Origin of the sequence: Paramagnetospirillum caucaseum (genome assembly GCF_000342045.1) — a bacterium.
Taxonomy (GTDB): Bacteria; Pseudomonadota; Alphaproteobacteria; order Rhodospirillales; family Magnetospirillaceae; genus Phaeospirillum; species Phaeospirillum caucaseum.
On record NZ_AONQ01000017.1, the window covers coordinates 44,632 to 59,721 of the forward strand.

Consider the following 15,090-nt stretch of genomic DNA (forward strand, 5'->3'; position numbering starts at 1 on the left):
ATATTAGCTATTAGTTATGACTAAACCACATTTCTGATTTCTGACCCAAGCGGGTTGACCAAAGCCGTCTAGCTGACACAATCTCGCGATGATGTATCCCAATGTGAGCAATCAGCATGTCCACTCGAAAGATCGCCGCGATCTATAGCCGTGTGTCCACGGCGGCCCAATCCGGTCCCAACAAGTCGTCCTTGGACAGCCAGCTTGCGGAATGCTTGGCTGAGGCCCGCCGGCAGGGGTACGAGGTTCCTGAACATCTCCAGTTTCAAGATGTCATGTCGGGACGCCGTGATGATCGCCCTGATTTCTTGCGCCTGATGGCGGCCGGTAGGAGGCGCGAGTTTGATTGTCTGTTTATCTGGTCTGTGGACCGCATTGGCCGAACTCTCCGAGCTGCCGTCAACGCAGTCGGGGATCTCAAGGACGTGGGCATCACCACCTACACCGTTAAGGAGGGTGATCTAAACGACACGATCCGCCTGGGTGTGCTGATTGCAATCGCGGCCCGAGAAATCGAGCGCATGGGAGAACGAACCATTCCGCCGAAAGAGCGCCAACGGGCCGCTGGTGTGTTCGTCAACGGCCAAGCGCCGTTCGGTTACCGGAAGCGGGCCGACAAGTCGCTGGAGAAGTGCCCAGGTGAAGCCGATGTGGTGCGGCGGATCTTCCGCTCCTGTACCACCGGCGGTATGGGGCGGACGCAGATCGCCCGCAGTCTGAACCAAGATCGGGTGCCGCCGCCCGAGGTGAAGGTGGTTCTCCCGGACGGCACCACCCGGAGAATGCGACCGGCCCTGATCGAAGCCGATGGTGGCGTGGGCGCGTTTACAGCCTGGTTGGAGAAGAATGGTGCCAGGGTAGACGGCATTCCTGAATGGCAATCGAGAACCGTGGCTCGGGTTCTGGACAACAGCGCCGCATGCGGTTGGCTATGGGCCGCCGAGCGGAAGGATAAAGATGGAAACCCCGTTCCGAAAAGGGAAACCGTAAAGCTGGTGATCCACGGAGGCCCAATCGTTACGGAGTCAGAATTTAACGATGCCGCGAAGGCCAAGGAGACCAGGAGAGAGCCTGGACGGCGACCAGGGCGGCGACCAGTAACCCCGTGGCTCTTGGTCAGCAAAATCGTCTGTGGTTCCTGCGGTAAGAACTATTTCCACACCGACTCCAAGGGTGTGCATTACTACGTCTGCCACGCCCGCAAAACCGGCAAGCTTTGCAAGGGGCCGTATCTCCAGATGGTGAAGGTGGACAACGAGGTGAAGGCCGCGGTGAAGGGCTTCATTGAGAACCGCATCGGTGGCCCGGCCAAGATCAGGGAGCTGGTTATGGGTCAATCGCTCCGTGACCGGCGGCAGCTCACGCAGAATATCGAGGAGAAGGAAGCAGAGCTGGCCAGGGCGGAGATGGTGTGGAAGGAAAAGCAGGCCATTCTTGGGCGGCTTGATGAAATGGAAGTGGAACGTGCGAGCATTCCAGACTTAGTCGCTGATAACGACAGGGCAAGGGCCGAACGCCAGCGCGCTGCCTCGGCTCTCTCAGCCTTGATGGATCAGAAGTCCCTCCTCGATACGGGCGTTATCGTGAGTGGGGCCGAACTGGACAAGATCGTCAATCGGATCGAGGCCGGCATGAGGAGCATGACAGCGACCGAGGCCGGGGAGGGACAGGACTCCGACGTGGTGTTCGTCGTGAAGGCTTTAGTGGATCAGGTGGTGGTCAATCCTGACCGGACATTGAGCATTCGGCTGGTGGACGATCCGGCGGCAGTCGCTCGGGTGTTTGCTGAAATGCTGCGTTCCGCTGTTGGTGACGTGCGGCAGGTTCAGGCGATTGGTGGTCGAGTTCCAATTCCTGAGATGTAAGAAGCCTAGTTGTGGAGTGCGTACTCTCAGCAGGTTGTGGGCTCCGGCGGCGGCCACCTCCAGGGCGCGCTTGGCCGATTCCTGGCCCTTGATGTCCTTGAGGTCGAGAAAGGCGCCATCATCCTCCATGCGCCGGGGGGCGGGACGGGCGAGGATCTGGCTGCCCTTGAAATGATTGATCAGGCCGAGCAGCGAGGGGGCGGCCAGCACCTCGACCTCTCCCGCCCAGGCGGCCTCCGGGCCCTGGGATTGCGGGCAGATCAGCCCGCGCTCGCTGGCATTGGCGGCGATGGCGGCGGGCAGCACCCCGGCCACCGGGGCGATGGAGCCGTCCAGGCCCAGCTCGCCCAGGGCGACATAGCCGATGATCTCGTCGGCGGGGATCACCCCCATGGCCCCCAGCAGGCCGAGCGCGATGGGCAGGTCGAAATGGCTGCCTTCCTTCAGCAAATCGGCGGGGGCGAGGTTGACGGTGATGCGCTTGGGGGGAAGGGCCAGGCCGATGGCGTTGAAGGCGGCGCGCACCCGTTCGCGGCTTTCCCCCACCGCCTTGTCGGGCAGGCCCACCAGGGTGAAACAAGGAAGCCCGTTAGCGACTTGGACTTGAACATCGATATCCAAGCAATCGATGCCCGAGAAGGCTACGGTTGGGGCGTGGGTGGTCATGGTTTGTCGCAATTCAATTCGTTTCTCAAATTTATTCTAAAGAGAGTAATAACCGCATTCATTTCGTCGGCAGAAATTGTGATCTGGCTAGAAGTTCTTTGTCTCGTGTTAGTGATGTCAACAAATTTCCTGTACGTTAATATCTCCTTGTCCGTTCCATATAGATTTACAAACAAGTGTGCATCGCCAAGGGACAGCATCCCTAGATCTGGCTGCTCGCCATGCCCGTTTGCGTGATCAATTATAGGAATTATTGAGTTGATTACCTTTTCGTACATTTTCATTCGCTGTTCTAGACGTATTGCAAGCCGTTGCTTAAAAATTTCATTTTCTCTGTTCAATCTAGCGGTCCTGAACCAGCCCCAGACCACAATACAATAACCCATTATTCCAATGCCTATCGGCGTCCACGCTTTCACTGCTTCTGGGTCAATCATGGGAACATCCCCAAACTGGTGTAAATGGTCCCACCAGGGTGAAGGCCGGCAGGCCGGCCGCCACCTGCACCTGGACATCGATGTCCAGGCAGTCGATGCCGGAAAAGGCGACGGTGCTGGTGCGGGTGGTCATGGGGACGGCATCCGGTGGAACACGGGCAATCATAGCCAGTGGATACAATCGATGCTAGCGCTTCCAAGGGGGGCCGCCGATCCACCCGATCCACAACCTGAGGAAGAGTGACGTTGCCGGCTCCCGGGTTGGCTCACCGGGGCCGCGGATTCGTTTCGCCCGCAGGCTCGGGTGGAGTCCCGATGGCCGGGACCGGGACCTTCCGGCGCGGAAAAGTCGGCTGGGAAGAGGAGGAGGGGGGGAGATCGGGGTCGCTTGGCGGGATGCGGAAGGCGTCGGCCGGGTTCGGGGCGGCGGGTGGCGGCGTCCCCTGTCCCTCCGGTCCCGATGGTCCCGTTGCGCCGGCCATCCCGGACCGGCGGCAATACTCCCGGCGGCGTCACCGGACGCCCGGTCGGCATTCCGGCACGGCCTGGAACGGCGACGGGACCGCCCGGACGGTCTCCTGGGGTGAAAGAGCCTGATCGCCGGAAAGATGCAGGGGGCCGGAGGCGCCGTCCGGCGGGGGTGCGGCGCGGCGATGACGGCGCGGTGACGGAGCCGGGATTGCCGAGGCGGTTAGTAGGAATAAACACCGGGGGAATACCTTTAACCGCCCTTTGGCGCCCCACCCGGCGTTTCCTTCACGGACATCGCCGCCGGTGCCGCAACCGCGAATGCAGTTGAATGGCCTCCCTGGCCCGATTCCTTCAACCACAAACGCAGTCGCAGGGCCGCGATACGGCTCCGCGCAACTGCATCCGTTGACCGTTCGGATGGCTTATAAAGGAATATCAGGTATTTGCCGGGCCGGATGAAACCGCCCTGCGAAGCTCGATGGCGTCCCAGATCAGGCCCTCGATGCACACGCCATCGAACCGATCGATCTGCTGGATGCCGGTGGGCGAGGTGACGTTGATCTCGGTGAGGTAGTCGCCGATCACGTCGATGCCCACGAAGATCAGGCCGCGTTCCTTGAGGGTCGGGCCGATGGCCTCGCAGATTTCCCTGTCGCGGGCGGTCAGCCGGCTGGGTTTGGCGGTGCCGCCCACATGCAGGTTGGAGCGGGCCTCGCCCTCGGCCGGCACGCGGTTGACGGCGCCCGCCGCCACGCCGTCCACCAGGATGATGCGCTTGTCGCCCTGGCGCACCTCGGGCAGGTAGCGCTGGACCATCACCGGCTCGCGGTAGAGCTGGGTGAACATCTCCAGCAGGGAATTGAGGTTCTCGTCGCCGGGCAGCAGGTGGAAGACGCCGGCGCCGCCGTTGCCGAACAGCGGCTTGACGATGATGTCCCGGTGCTCGGCGCGGAAATCCATGATCTGCTCGCGGTCCGAGGTGATCAGGGTGGGCGGCATCAGGCCGCCGAAATGGGTGACCAGCAGCTTTTCCGGGGCGTTGCGCACATGGGTGGGGTCGTTGACCACCAGGGTGCGGGGATGGATGTGGTCCAGCAGGTGGGTGGCGGTGATGTAGGCCATGTCGAAGGGTGGGTCCTGGCGCATCAGCACCACGTCCATGCCGGCCAGGTCGACGGTCCTGGCCTGCCCTAAGGTGAAGTGGTCGCCCCTGGCCCGGCGGACCGACAGCGGCCGCACCCGGGCCAGGACCTTGCCGTCGCGCAGCGCCAGGTCGCGCGGCAGGTAGTGGAACAGGGCATGGCCGCGCTTCTCGGCCTCCAGCGCCAGCGCGAAGGTGGAATCGGCATCGATGTCGATGGACTCGATGGGATCCATCTGGATGGCGACGGCAAGGCTCATGGTCGGGTCCTTCTGTTCAGTGCATGCGGCGCTTGAGTTCGGCCAGCAGGGCCAGGGTGCGGGCCTTGGCCTGGGCGCTGGAGGTGCGGCCGAGGAACTGTTCCAGCGCCGCCACCGCCTGATGCACATGGTCGAGGCGCATGTGCATCAGTCCGGCCTCGCGCCACAGCAGCGGGGCGTCGGGGGCGACCAGCAGCAGGGATTCCACCATGGAAAGGGCGCGCTCCACATGGCCCAGGCGCAACAGCCGCAGCTTGGCGGCGTTGCCCAGGCGCAGCAGCAGGTCGCGGTTGCTCATGGCGGCGTAATGGGCGGGCTCCAGCTCGGCCTCCAGGCCGGCGGCGGCCTTCAGCATGGCCCTGAGATCCGGCGGGGCCAGCGCCTGCCCACCGCCCAGGGGATCGACGATCGCCCGGCTGCCGTCGGCGAGGCCGAGGCGCAGCAGGAAATGAGCGGGAAAGGCCAGTCCCTCGGCCACCATGCCGGCGCGCCGCGCCACCGCCAGGGCCAACAGGCCGAGGGCGTCGTTGCCGCCCCGGCGGCGGTCCATGACGGTCAGCAGGTCGAGATCGCCCAGATCCTCGTCGTCGCCCTCGTCGCCGTGGAAGCGGTGGCGGCGGCCCAGCAGGTGGAACAGGCAGAGCGCCAGGGATTCGGCGTCGGGGCAGCCGGCGGCCTCGTCCCGCAATTCGGCGGCCATGCGGTCGAGCAGGGCGAGATAGGGGGCGATGTCCAGGGGCTCCCGGCCGCCGGCCCGCCCCAGGGCGGCCAGCAGCAGGGCCGGTTCCGCCGGGTCCAGGTCGCGGTCCTCCATCCGGCCGAAGGCCGTCAGACGGTCGCGGACCCGGGCGGCGGCCTCGGACATCAGCCGCCGTTCCGCCGGGGATCGGTCTTCAGGCGCACATGGCTGATCACCCGCTTCACCCCGCTGACGTCGCGGGCATGGGCGATCACCCGGTCGAGCTCGGCGCCGTTCTGGGCGATGCCCAGCAGATAGACCACCGAATCGGTCACGTCGACGATGTAGTTGATGTTCTTGACCTCGCCGTCGGTGAGCAGCCGGGCCTTCAGCTTGTTCTGAATCCACAGGTCGCCCGCCTGATCCCAGCCGGATTCGCCGGCCGGCACCACCTTGACCTCGTTCAGTACCTCCTTGACGCCGCCCACCTGCCAGGAGAGGCGCACCGCGTCGGCGCGGGCCTGCTCGGTGGGCACCATGCCGGTCAGCATCACGCGGCCTTCCGAGATGTTGAGGGTGACCTTGCGGTACATCTCCACATCCTTCTGGAACCACAAGTGATTGATTTCGGCCCTGATCTTGACGTCGTCGATGGCGCCCTCGATGCCGCGCTCCTCGGCGGCGGCGACGCCGGCGGTGGCGCCGGCTCCCACCACGGTGGCGGCGCAGCCGGACAGCAGGCCGCCCAGGGCGGCGATCAGCAGGGCATTGAACAGCGGTCGAACCCCAGTCACGGGACACTCCATCATGGAAGGCACAGGATTTCACCCCCAGTGTACGGCGGGGGGGAGTCGCTAATCAATTCTCCAAGCGTCGGGGATGTGGCGGGGCAAACGCCAGGGGGCGACCAGCACCATGTCGAAGCGCACGCCGCATCCGGCCAGGTCCGGCCGCCGGGCCAGGAAGGCCGCCGCGCCGCGCTCGATGCGCTGTCTTTGAAAAGGCGTAAGGGATTCAACGGCTTGAACGATGGTCGCCCGGCTCTTGACCTCGACGAAGGCCAGCAGGTCGCCGCGCCGCGCCACCAGATCCACCTCGCCCGCCCCCGATCCCCGGCCGGATTTCAGGCCTTGGGCGAGGATTCCATAACCTTTGAGTCGCAGCCATAGCGCGGCGACCCGTTCCGCCGCCTTGCCGCGCCGTTGGGCCGCCTGACGCGGCGCTGACGGGGGCGCGGAATTCATTCCTCGTTGCCCCCTCGGAACAGTCGCAGCGCCGTGGCGTAGACATCGCGGCGCGGATGGCCGGTTTCGGCGGCCACCAGGGCGGCGGCGTCCTTGATGGAAAGGCCATTTTCCACTTCGGCGCGCAATCTCCCCTCCATGTCCTGGGGCGTGCCGGCCATTGCGGCGCCGGGGCCGGACACCACGATGGCCACCTCGCCGCGCGGGGGGATCGATGCGAATTTCGCGGCCAGTTCGGTCAGCGGCCCGCGGGCCACCTCCTCGTGCAGCTTGGTCAGCTCGCGGGTCACCGCGCCGGTGCGGTCGCCCAGCACGGTGACCATGTCGGCCAGGGACTCCCCCGTCCGGTGGGGGGATTCATAGAACACCAGGGTGGCGGGCACCTGGGCCAGTTCCTGCAGCGCGCCGCGCCGCGCCGCCCCCTTGGAGGGCAGGAAGCCGGCGAACAGGAAGCGTTCGCTGGCGATGCCCGATAGTTGCAAAGCCGTCAGTACCGCCGAAGCTCCGGGCAGGGCGGTGACCGGGATGTCCGATTCGATGCACTCCCGAACCAGCTTGAATCCGGGGTCGGAGACCATGGGGGTGCCGGCGTCGGAGACCAGGGCCACCACCTCGCCCCGGCCCAGCCGGGCCAGCAAGGCGGGCCGCGCCTTGTCGGCGTTGTGGTCGTGATAGGGTGTCAGCGGCGCCTTGAGACCCAGCAGCTGCATCAGCCGTCCGGTGACGCGGGTATCCTCGCAGGCCACCAGATCGGCGTGGCCCAGCACCTCCAGGGCGCGCAGCGTGATGTCGCCCAGGTTGCCGATGGGGGTGGCGACCAGATAGAGCCCGGCGCTCGGTTTACTTCCGCGTGCCCAGGGTCTACCTTTCGCCTCTGTATCGCCGCCGGGCTCCATGGCCCCGGGGCCGTCGTCCGAGGAGGGTTCCCTTGCGCCGTTGCGGCTTTTTCCGGCACTCCGCCGCTGTCCTGCCATTGCTTGCCGCCATGCTGATGGTTTCGGGCTGTCAACAGGCGTCAGAGTTACCACCTTGGCTCGGCGGAACCAAGTCCGCACCCCAGGCGCAGCCGGCCCCCGCCCCCGTGCCGTCCCCCGTGGCGTCTAAGCCGGCGCCCGCGCCGGCCCCCGCCGCCGCGTCGCCCGAGCCGCAGGTCGCCAGCCTGCCGCCCGCCACGGCGCCGTCCCCGGCCCGGGCGGCCCATCAGGGCGAGGTGCGCGCCGCCCTGCTGTTGCCGCTGTCGGGACCGCAGGCCGCCATGGGACAGGCCCTGTCCAACGCGGCGCAGTTAGCCCTGTTCGAAATCGCCGATGCCCGCTTCAACCTGATTCCGCTCGACACCAAGGGCACCGCCGAAGGCGCCGCCGCCGCGGCGAGCGCGGCCGTGGCCCAGGGCGCCAACATCGTCCTCGGGCCGGTGTTCAGCTACGAGGTCAAGGCGGCGGCGGCGGTGACGCGCGATCAGGTCATCCCGCTGCTGGCCTACACCACCGACCGCGCCGTGGCGGGCGGCGGGGTCTACGCCCTGGGCTTCCTGCCCGGTCCCCAGGTGGCGCGCGTGCTGGCCCATGCCCGCGACCAGGGGCTGCGGCGCATCGGCGTGCTGGCCCGGTCCGACGATTACGGCCGCGCCGTGGCCGAGGCCGCCCGGGAAGCCGCCGCCCTGCAGGGGCTGGAACTGGTGGCGGTGGACTATTACGATCCTGCCGCCAGCGATTTCACCCAGGTGGTCAAGCGCTTCTCGGCGCGCAAGGGGGTGACGCCCAAGGGCGTGCCCGGCTCGGCCTATGACGCGGTACTGCTGCCTGACGAGGGCGTGCGGCTCAGGAACATCGCCTCGCTGCTGTCCTATTACATGAGCGAGGACGGCGCCGAGGTGCCGCGCCTGCTCGGGACCCTGCTGTGGGACGATCCCCGGCTGGCCAGCGAGCCGGCCCTGGCGGGCGGCTGGTATCCCGCCCCGCCGCCCAGCGGTCATTTCGCCTTCGAGCAGCGCTATGCCAAGGCCTTCGGCGCCCTGCCGCCGCGCCTCGGCGGGCTGGCGGGCATCGCCTATGATTCCACCGCCCTGGCCGCCGCCCTGGCCCGCAACGGCATGGGCGATTACGGTTCGGCCACCTTGCAGAATCCCAACGGCTTCGCCGGAGTGGACGGTATCTTCCGCCTGGGCGCCAACGGCATCGCCGAACGCGGTCTGATCGTCAAGGAAATAGCCCCCGGCGGGGCGCGGGAAGTGGGCGCGGCACCGAGTGCCTTTCAGTAAGATCAGGCCAGAAGTTTGCCCAGTACGGCGTTGAGCACCAGCCGCCCGGCGGGCGTGGTGCGCAGGCCCTGGGAATCCTCCACCAGGAAGCCGTCCTCGATCATGCGGGCGAGGCCGCTGGGGTCGAGGGCCGGCCGCACCTCGGCCAGCAGGGCGGGGTCGAGGCCGGTTCGCAGCCGCAGCCCCATCAGCACCAGTTCCGACCGCCGCTCGGCGGGGGCGAGCCTGTGCCGGGTCTCGGTGGCGTGGCCGTTCCGCTCCACCTGGGCCAGCCAGGGACCGGGCGAACGAATCTGGGCCAACGCCTCGCCGCCGAACCGCCCGTGGGCGCCGGGGCCGATACCCAGCCACTCGCCGCCCGTCCAATAGGTCAGGTTGTGGCGGCATTCGGCGCCGGGCCGGGCGTGGTTGGAAATCTCGTAGGCCGGCAGCCCCGCTTTCCCGCACATCTCCTGGGTGGCCTCGAACTGGGCGGCCGCCTCGTCCTCGCCGGGCAGGACGAAGTCGCCCCGCGCCTGGGCGGGGGCGAAGGCGGTGCCGTCCTCGACGGTCAGCTGATAGAGCGACAGGTGCTCGCCGGCCAGGTCCAGGGCACGGGCCAGCTCGGCCCGCCAGTGGGTCTCCGTCTGGCCGGGCCGGGAATAGATCAGGTCGAAGGAGACGCGCGGGAAGGTGGCCTGGGCCAGTTTCAGCGCCGCCAGCGCCTCGTCCACTGAATGGCGGCGGCCCAGGAAGGCGAGCGAGTCGGCGTCCAGGGCCTGAACGCCCAAGGACAGGCGGTTGATGCCCGCGTCCCGGAAGGCGCGGAAGCGGTCGGCCTCGACGCTGGTGGGATTGGCCTCCAGGGTGACTTCCAGCTCGGGGGCCGAGACCCAGCGGCTTTTGACCGCCGCCACCAGGGCGCCGACCGTTTCGGGCGCCATCAGCGACGGCGTGCCGCCGCCGAAGAAGATGCTGGTGGGGGTACGGCCCACGGTTTCATCGGCGAAATGATTCAGCTCGGCCAGCAGGGCGGCCCGCCAGCGCCCGTGATCCATGGCCTGGGCGGCATGGCTGTTGAAGTCGCAATAGGGGCATTTCGACAGGCAGAACGGCCAATGGATATAGATGCCGAAGCCGGGGGTGATCATGGGCTGCCGCCCATACCCGCTTGGGGCCTCAGACCCCAAACCCCATTGATATGATTAAAGGGGGTTCGGGGCATGCCCCGGAGGGGTTCGGGCGACAGCCCGATGCATCTCAATCGGCTTTGAAACACGCCGCCACCAGCTTGGCGAAGGCATCGGCCCGATGGCTGATGGCGTGCTTGGCGGCCGCCTCCATCTCGCCGAAGGTGAGCTGGCCGTCCTTGGGCAGGAAGATGGGATCGTAGCCGAAGCCGTTGCCGCCCTTGGGCGGCCAGACGATATCGCCCTCCACCACGCCCTCGAAGGTCTCGCAATGGCCGTCGGGCCAGGCCAGGGCCAGGGCGCAGACGAAGCGGGCGGTGCGGTCCTTCTCGTCGCCCAGCGCGGTGTGGACCTTGGCCATGGCGAAGGCGAAATCCTTGGCCGCCCCCGCCCAGCGGGCGGAATAGATGCCCGGCGCCCCGGCCAGGGCATCCACCGCCAGGCCGGAATCGTCGGCCAGCGACGGCAGGCCGGAGGCCAGGGCGGCGGCGCGGGCCTTCAGCTCGGCATTGGCGGCGAAGGTATCGCCGGTCTCGTCGGGCTCGGGCAGGCCCAGGGTGCCGGCCGACACCACCTGGGTGCCGAACGGGGCCAGTAATTCGCCGATCTCGCGGACCTTGCCGGCATTGTGGCTGGCGATGACCAGCCTGCCGCCGTCAAAATGCCGAGGGGGGAACCGCCGGGCGTTCATGTCAGCCCCAGGGCCTTTTTCTGCGCCTCGACCAGTTGGCGGATGCCGGCTTCGGCCAGGTCGGTCAGCTCGAGGAACTGGGTGCGTGAGAAGGGACGCTCCTCGGCGGTGCCCTGGATCTCGACGATGCCTCCCGTTCCGGTCATGACGAAATTGGCGTCGGCCTGGGCGTTGGAATCCTCGGGGTAATCCAGGTCGAGGACGGCGGTGCCCTCGTAGATGCCGCAGGAGATGGCCGCCACGTGATCGGTGAGCGGCACGCTTTTCAGCAGTTCCAGGCGGACCAGCCGCTGGAAGGCCAGGTGCAGGGCGACGAAGGCGCCGGTGATCGAGGCGGTCCGCGTGCCGCCGTCGGCCTGCAGCACGTCGCAATCGATCTTGATCTGGCGTTCGCCCATGGCGGCGAGATCGGTGACCGAGCGCAACGAGCGGCCGATCAGCCGCTGAATCTCGTGGGTGCGGCCCGATTGCTTGCCCTTGGCCGCCTCGCGGTCGGTGCGGGTGTGGGTCGAACGCGGCAGCATGCCGTATTCGGCGGTGACCCAGCCCTTGCCGGTGTTGCGCAGGAAGGGCGGCACCTTTTCCTCCACCGAGGCGGTGCACAGCACATGGGTGTCGCCGAACTTGGCGATGCACGAGCCCTCGGCATGGCGCGACACGCCGGTTTCCAGGATGACGGTGCGAAGCTGGTCGGGGGCGCGGCCGGACGGTCTCATGGCGTTGGCAAGTCCTCTTAAGGGGAAGAGGCGGCAAGCTACCTCCATATGGTGGGCCGCGTCCACAATCTCGACCCCCCGACATTGACGAGGGGCCAAGGCGCCACTAGATTTTCGCCGCACCGGAGAACGCCCAGGGAAGCCCAATGCCACGGACCAAGGGGCCCGTCATCACCGAGCTGAATGAAAGATCGCGGGAAATCTTCCGCCAGATCGTGGAAGCCTATGTGGAAACGGGCGAGCCCATCGGCTCGCGCACCCTGTCGCGCCGCCTGACGCTCTCCCTGTCGCCGGCCACCATCCGCAACGTCATGGCCGACCTGGAAGATTTCGGCCTGCTCTACGCGCCCCACACCTCGGCCGGGCGGCTGCCCACCCAGGCGGGCATGCGGCTGTTCGTCAACGGCCTGCTGGAGGTGGGCCGCATGGCCGATGCCGAGCGCTCGGCCATCGACGCCCAGTGCAAGGCGGCCGGCCGCTCCATGGAGCAGGTGCTGGGTGAGGCGCTGGGAGCGCTGTCGGGTCTTTCGCGCTGCGCCGGCGTGGTGGTGGCGCCCAAGATCCAGCGCACGCTGAAACATGTGGAATTCGTCTGGCTGGGCCGCAACCGCGCCCTGGTGGTGCTGGTCACCGAGGACGGCATGGTGGAGAACCGCATCCTCGACCTGCCCGACGGCGTCGAGATGTCCACCCTGGTGGAGGCGGGCAACTACCTCAACGCCCGGCTGGCCGGCCGTTCGCTGGACGAGGTCAGAGACGAGATCACGGCGGAGCTGGAACAGCACCGCACCTTGCTGGATTCGCTGACCAAGCGGGTGATCGAGGCCGGGCTGGCCACCTGGGCGGGGGGCGAAAGCCATTCGGCCCTGATCGTGCGCGGCCAGTCCCATCTGCTCGAAGACGTCACCGCCGTCGAGGATCTGGAGCGCATCCGCTCCCTGTTCGAGGCGCTGGAAACCTCCGAGCAGTTCCTGCGCCTGGTCGACCTCACCCAGGTGGCCGACGGGGTGCAGATCTTCATCGGCGCCGAAAGCGACCTGTTCGGCGTCACCGGCTGTTCCATGGTGGTGGCGCCCTACCGCGACGCCCGCGAACGCATCGTCGGGGCCATCGGGGTGATCGGCCCGCAACGCATCAACTATGCCCGCATCATTCCCATGGTCGACTACACCGCCAAGGTGATCGGCCGCCTGATCGGGCAACCCACCTGACCGTAACCCCAAGAGATCGAGAGAGCCTTGCCATGACCCAGGATCAGACCGCCGAGCAGACGCCCGCCGCCGAGAGCGCCGATCAGGGCCCGGCCGCCGAATCCACCGCGCCGCCGGCCGCCGATGCCAATCGCCTCGCCGAACTGGAGGCCGAGATCGCCAAGTTGAAGAATGACGTGCTCTACGCCAAGGCCGAGACCGAGAACACGCGACGCCGCCTGGAGCAGCAGGCCGAGGATCGCGGCAAGTATGCCGTCTCCAACATCGCCAAGGACGTGCTGTCGGTAGCCGACAATCTGCGCCGCGCCCTGGATTCGGTGCCGGCCACGGCGCGGGAAGGCAACGAATCCCTGGCCGCGCTGACCACCGGCGTCGAGATGACCGAACGGGAATTGCTGGCCACCTTCGAGCGCTACGGCATCAAGATGGTGGCGGCCCAGGGTGAACGTTTCGATCCCAATCTGCATCAGGCCATGATGGAGATGGAGGATCCCAGCCAGATCGAGGGCACCGTGGTGCTGGTCATGCAGGCCGGCTACACCCTGCACGACCGCCTGCTGCGCCCGGCCTTGGTGGGCGTGGCCAAGGGCGGCCCCAAGAGCGGCGGCAACAACGTCGACACCAGCGTCTGAGCCGGGGAAGCAAAGGCCCCCGCCTGGGCGGGGGCCTTTGCTTTCAGCCGGCGGCCGGTGGGGAGTGGCGCAGCGACAGAGCCTTGATGGCCAGGGGGATGCCCCAGCCCAGGGCCGGATAGATCACCCAGAGATGGTCGGGGTTGTGGATCAGGTTGACGGCGGCCAAGCCACTCATCACGCCGGTGAAGACCAGGAGATGGCGGCGGAATGTCCTCCGGGAATCACGGGGGGCGGGCAGGGACGTGGCGGTATCGGTCATGGCGGTATCCTTGGCGAGGGGGACAGATCCTCTCCGAAGGTGGTCCAGGGGCACGTCGAAGGCCGCCGCCAGGGCTTTCAGCGTTTCCAGGGCGGCGGGTTGGCCTTGCTCCAGCCGTTGGACGGTGCGGGCGCTGATGCCCGCGATGTCGGCCAGTTGCTCCTGCGACCAGGCGCGCTGGAGGCGAAGCTCACGAATGGTTTCGGCGGTATCAGTCATGCTCCAGGCCCTCGGAAAAGGTGGCGCCAGCATGGGGTGAACCCCGCGACGGCGCCACGACACCAGGACGACAGGCCTATTTCAACGCCCCATAGACCAGCGAGCCCAGCAGGAGGGCCAGCAGGGCCATCATGCCGAAGAACAGCTTGCGCGCCATGGCCACCTCTTCGGGGCCGGAATGCTCCCACTCCTTGTAGCGGCGCTTGACCTGGGGTTGCTCGGGCGTCTGCTCCTCGCTCATCTCTAGAGCCCCAGCACGTCGCGCATGGAATAAAGACCCGGCGTCCGGCCGGCGGCCCAGCGGGCGGCCCGCACGGCACCCTTGGCGAACACGGCGCGCGACGAGGCCTTGTGGGTCAGCTCGACCCGCTCGCCCTCGGCGGCGAACATCACCGTGTGGTCGCCCACCACGTCGCCGCCGCGCAGGGTGGCGAAGCCGATCTCGCCCTTGGGCCGCGCCCCGGTATGGCCGTCGCGGCTCTTGCACCACACGCCGTCCAGCGCCACCTGGCGGCCCGCAGCGGCGGCGCGGCCCAGGCCAAGCGCCGTGCCGCTGGGAGAATCCACCTTGTGGCGATGGTGCATCTCGACGATCTCGATATCGTAATCGTCGCCCAGGATGGCGGCGGTGCGCTCGGTCAGCGCCATCAGCAGGTTGATGCCGACGCTGAAATTGGGGGCGTAGACCACCGGGGCGGCCTGGGCCGCCTCGGCCAGCCGGGCCTCGTCGTCCTTGGACAGCCCGGTGGTGCCCACCACCAGCACCTTGCCGAGTTCGGCGGCCATGGCGGCGTGGGCCAGGGTGGCGGACGGCGCGGTGAAGTCGATGACGGCGTCCGAGGCGGCGAACAGCGCCCGTGGGTCGGCGCTCACCGAGGCCCCCACCGATTCGCGGCCCAGCAGGGCGCCGAGATCGCGGCCGACGAATTCGGTTCCGGCCCGTTCGGTGCCGCCCGACAGCCGGCAGCCCTCGGCGGCCAGCACCGCTTCCATCAGCATCCGGCCCATGCGCCCGGCGCATCCGACGATTCCGATCCTCATGTCCCGGTCCTTTCCAAAACGGTCCCACTTTCTTAGTGACAGAACGCCGGGAAATCCAGTCTTGAGAGACAAAAGTAGGGTCATCACCGGATTCTGTTGCAGTGCATAAACCGTCAGTGGCACTGT

The 15,090-nt window shown here is 67.2% G+C and carries 17 protein-coding genes and 1 pseudogene; 4 read left to right on the forward strand and 14 right to left on the reverse strand.

Going from position 1 to position 15,090, the window contains the following annotated elements:
• Window positions 1-116 precede the first annotated feature (116 nt).
• Window positions 117-1,865 (forward strand): recombinase family protein, encoded by a 1,749-nt coding sequence (locus H261_RS08175; RefSeq protein WP_008616354.1) that lies wholly within the window; start codon window positions 117-119, stop codon window positions 1,863-1,865.
• A 3-nt stretch (window positions 1,866-1,868) separates the two neighbouring features.
• Here the strand turns inward: H261_RS08175 and H261_RS25995 are convergent.
• From H261_RS25995 to rsmI, 8 genes and pseudogenes are all read right to left on the reverse strand, one after another.
• Window positions 1,869-2,531, reverse strand: a pseudogene (locus tag H261_RS25995) (magnesium chelatase domain-containing protein); the annotation flags it as partial.
• Window positions 2,528-2,968 (reverse strand): hypothetical protein, encoded by a 441-nt coding sequence (locus tag H261_RS24755; protein WP_152426775.1) that lies wholly within the window; start codon window positions 2,966-2,968, stop codon window positions 2,528-2,530. The gene H261_RS24755 and the pseudogene H261_RS25995, both read right to left, overlap by 4 nt.
• Complete coding sequence (locus H261_RS08185) at window positions 2,961-3,101, reverse strand: hypothetical protein (protein WP_008616356.1); 141 nt, start codon at window positions 3,099-3,101, stop codon at window positions 2,961-2,963. Before H261_RS08185 ends, H261_RS24755 begins: the two co-directional genes overlap by 8 nt.
• Window positions 3,102-3,874: 773 nt before the next feature.
• On the reverse strand, window positions 3,875-4,840 hold the full coding sequence (gene gshB / locus H261_RS08190) for a glutathione synthase (protein WP_008616357.1): 966 nt from the start codon (window positions 4,838-4,840) through the stop codon (window positions 3,875-3,877).
• A 16-nt stretch (window positions 4,841-4,856) separates the two neighbouring features.
• The gene (locus H261_RS08195; protein ID WP_008616359.1) at window positions 4,857-5,705 is read right to left on the reverse strand and encodes a transglutaminase family protein; all 849 of its coding nucleotides are present in this window, start codon (window positions 5,703-5,705) and stop codon (window positions 4,857-4,859) included.
• Window positions 5,705-6,313, reverse strand: coding sequence for a BON domain-containing protein (locus tag H261_RS08200; RefSeq protein WP_152426776.1), 609 nt, complete (start codon window positions 6,311-6,313; stop codon window positions 5,705-5,707). Before H261_RS08200 ends, H261_RS08195 begins: the two co-directional genes overlap by 1 nt.
• A gap of 60 nt (window positions 6,314-6,373) precedes the next feature.
• Entirely contained in the window at window positions 6,374-6,763 is a 390-nt protein-coding gene (locus H261_RS08205) for a YraN family protein (protein ID WP_008616365.1), read from the reverse strand.
• Window positions 6,760-7,737 (reverse strand): 16S rRNA (cytidine(1402)-2'-O)-methyltransferase, encoded by a 978-nt coding sequence (gene rsmI / locus H261_RS08210; RefSeq protein WP_152426777.1) that lies wholly within the window; start codon window positions 7,735-7,737, stop codon window positions 6,760-6,762. Before rsmI ends, H261_RS08205 begins: the two co-directional genes overlap by 4 nt.
• A gap of 119 nt (window positions 7,738-7,856) precedes the next feature.
• Between rsmI and H261_RS08215 the strand changes: the two genes are divergently transcribed.
• The gene (locus H261_RS08215; protein WP_235062895.1) at window positions 7,857-9,023 is read left to right on the forward strand and encodes a penicillin-binding protein activator; all 1,167 of its coding nucleotides are present in this window, start codon (window positions 7,857-7,859) and stop codon (window positions 9,021-9,023) included.
• 2 nt (window positions 9,024-9,025) lie between these two features.
• Here the strand turns inward: H261_RS08215 and hemW are convergent, their stop codons facing one another.
• The 3 genes from hemW to rph all read right to left on the reverse strand — a co-directional run bounded on the left by hemW (window position 9,026) and on the right by rph (window position 11,599).
• On the reverse strand, window positions 9,026-10,153 hold the full coding sequence (gene hemW, locus H261_RS08220; RefSeq protein ID WP_008616371.1) for a radical SAM family heme chaperone HemW: 1,128 nt from the start codon (window positions 10,151-10,153) through the stop codon (window positions 9,026-9,028).
• 109 nt (window positions 10,154-10,262) lie between these two features.
• Window positions 10,263-10,883 carry an RdgB/HAM1 family non-canonical purine NTP pyrophosphatase gene (gene rdgB, locus H261_RS08225; RefSeq protein WP_008616373.1) on the reverse strand — a complete coding sequence of 207 codons (621 nt, stop codon included), beginning with the start codon at window positions 10,881-10,883 and terminating at the stop codon, window positions 10,263-10,265.
• Window positions 10,880-11,599, reverse strand: a complete 720-nt coding sequence (rph, locus tag H261_RS08230; protein WP_008616381.1) for a ribonuclease PH — start codon at window positions 11,597-11,599, stop codon at window positions 10,880-10,882. The genes rdgB and rph overlap by 4 nt, the downstream gene beginning before the upstream one ends.
• A gap of 146 nt (window positions 11,600-11,745) precedes the next feature.
• On the opposite strand from rph, the gene hrcA reads away from it, so the two are divergent.
• Entirely contained in the window at window positions 11,746-12,810 is a 1,065-nt protein-coding gene (gene hrcA, locus H261_RS08235) for a heat-inducible transcriptional repressor HrcA (RefSeq protein WP_008616383.1), read from the forward strand.
• Window positions 12,811-12,842: 32 nt separating this feature from the next.
• A complete protein-coding gene (gene grpE / locus H261_RS08240) occupies window positions 12,843-13,442 on the forward strand; it encodes a nucleotide exchange factor GrpE (protein ID WP_008616395.1) in 600 nt (199 codons plus the stop codon).
• Window positions 13,443-13,485: 43 nt separating this feature from the next.
• Here the strand turns inward: grpE and H261_RS08245 are convergent, their stop codons facing one another.
• From H261_RS08245 to dapB, 3 genes are all read right to left on the reverse strand, one after another.
• On the reverse strand, window positions 13,486-13,923 hold the full coding sequence (locus H261_RS08245) for a helix-turn-helix domain-containing protein (protein ID WP_008616397.1): 438 nt from the start codon (window positions 13,921-13,923) through the stop codon (window positions 13,486-13,488).
• A gap of 76 nt (window positions 13,924-13,999) precedes the next feature.
• Window positions 14,000-14,164 carry a hypothetical protein gene (locus H261_RS25760; RefSeq protein ID WP_008616399.1) on the reverse strand — a complete coding sequence of 55 codons (165 nt, stop codon included), beginning with the start codon at window positions 14,162-14,164 and terminating at the stop codon, window positions 14,000-14,002.
• A gap of 2 nt (window positions 14,165-14,166) precedes the next feature.
• Entirely contained in the window at window positions 14,167-14,964 is a 798-nt protein-coding gene (gene dapB, locus H261_RS08250; protein WP_008616401.1) for a 4-hydroxy-tetrahydrodipicolinate reductase, read from the reverse strand.
• Window positions 14,965-15,090 lie beyond the last annotated feature (126 nt).

Coding starts and splice junctions, on each gene's coding strand:
- H261_RS08175 (WP_008616354.1), top strand. CDS start 117: ATGTCCACTCGAAAGATCGCCGCGATCTATAGCCGTGTGTCCACGGCG.
- H261_RS24755 (WP_152426775.1), bottom strand. CDS start 2,968: ATGATTGACCCAGAAGCAGTGAAAGCGTGGACGCCGATAGGCATTGGA.
- H261_RS08185 (WP_008616356.1), bottom strand. CDS start 3,101: ATGACCACCCGCACCAGCACCGTCGCCTTTTCCGGCATCGACTGCCTG.
- gshB (WP_008616357.1), bottom strand. CDS start 4,840: ATGAGCCTTGCCGTCGCCATCCAGATGGATCCCATCGAGTCCATCGAC.
- H261_RS08195 (WP_008616359.1), bottom strand. CDS start 5,705: ATGTCCGAGGCCGCCGCCCGGGTCCGCGACCGTCTGACGGCCTTCGGC.
- H261_RS08205 (WP_008616365.1), bottom strand. CDS start 6,763: ATGAATTCCGCGCCCCCGTCAGCGCCGCGTCAGGCGGCCCAACGGCGC.
- rsmI (WP_152426777.1), bottom strand. CDS start 7,737: ATGGCAGGACAGCGGCGGAGTGCCGGAAAAAGCCGCAACGGCGCAAGG.
- hemW (WP_008616371.1), bottom strand. CDS start 10,153: ATGATCACCCCCGGCTTCGGCATCTATATCCATTGGCCGTTCTGCCTG.
- rdgB (WP_008616373.1), bottom strand. CDS start 10,883: ATGAACGCCCGGCGGTTCCCCCCTCGGCATTTTGACGGCGGCAGGCTG.
- rph (WP_008616381.1), bottom strand. CDS start 11,599: ATGAGACCGTCCGGCCGCGCCCCCGACCAGCTTCGCACCGTCATCCTG.
- hrcA (WP_008616383.1), top strand. CDS start 11,746: ATGCCACGGACCAAGGGGCCCGTCATCACCGAGCTGAATGAAAGATCG.
- grpE (WP_008616395.1), top strand. CDS start 12,843: ATGACCCAGGATCAGACCGCCGAGCAGACGCCCGCCGCCGAGAGCGCC.
- H261_RS08245 (WP_008616397.1), bottom strand. CDS start 13,923: ATGACTGATACCGCCGAAACCATTCGTGAGCTTCGCCTCCAGCGCGCC.
- H261_RS25760 (WP_008616399.1), bottom strand. CDS start 14,164: ATGAGCGAGGAGCAGACGCCCGAGCAACCCCAGGTCAAGCGCCGCTAC.
- dapB (WP_008616401.1), bottom strand. CDS start 14,964: ATGAGGATCGGAATCGTCGGATGCGCCGGGCGCATGGGCCGGATGCTG.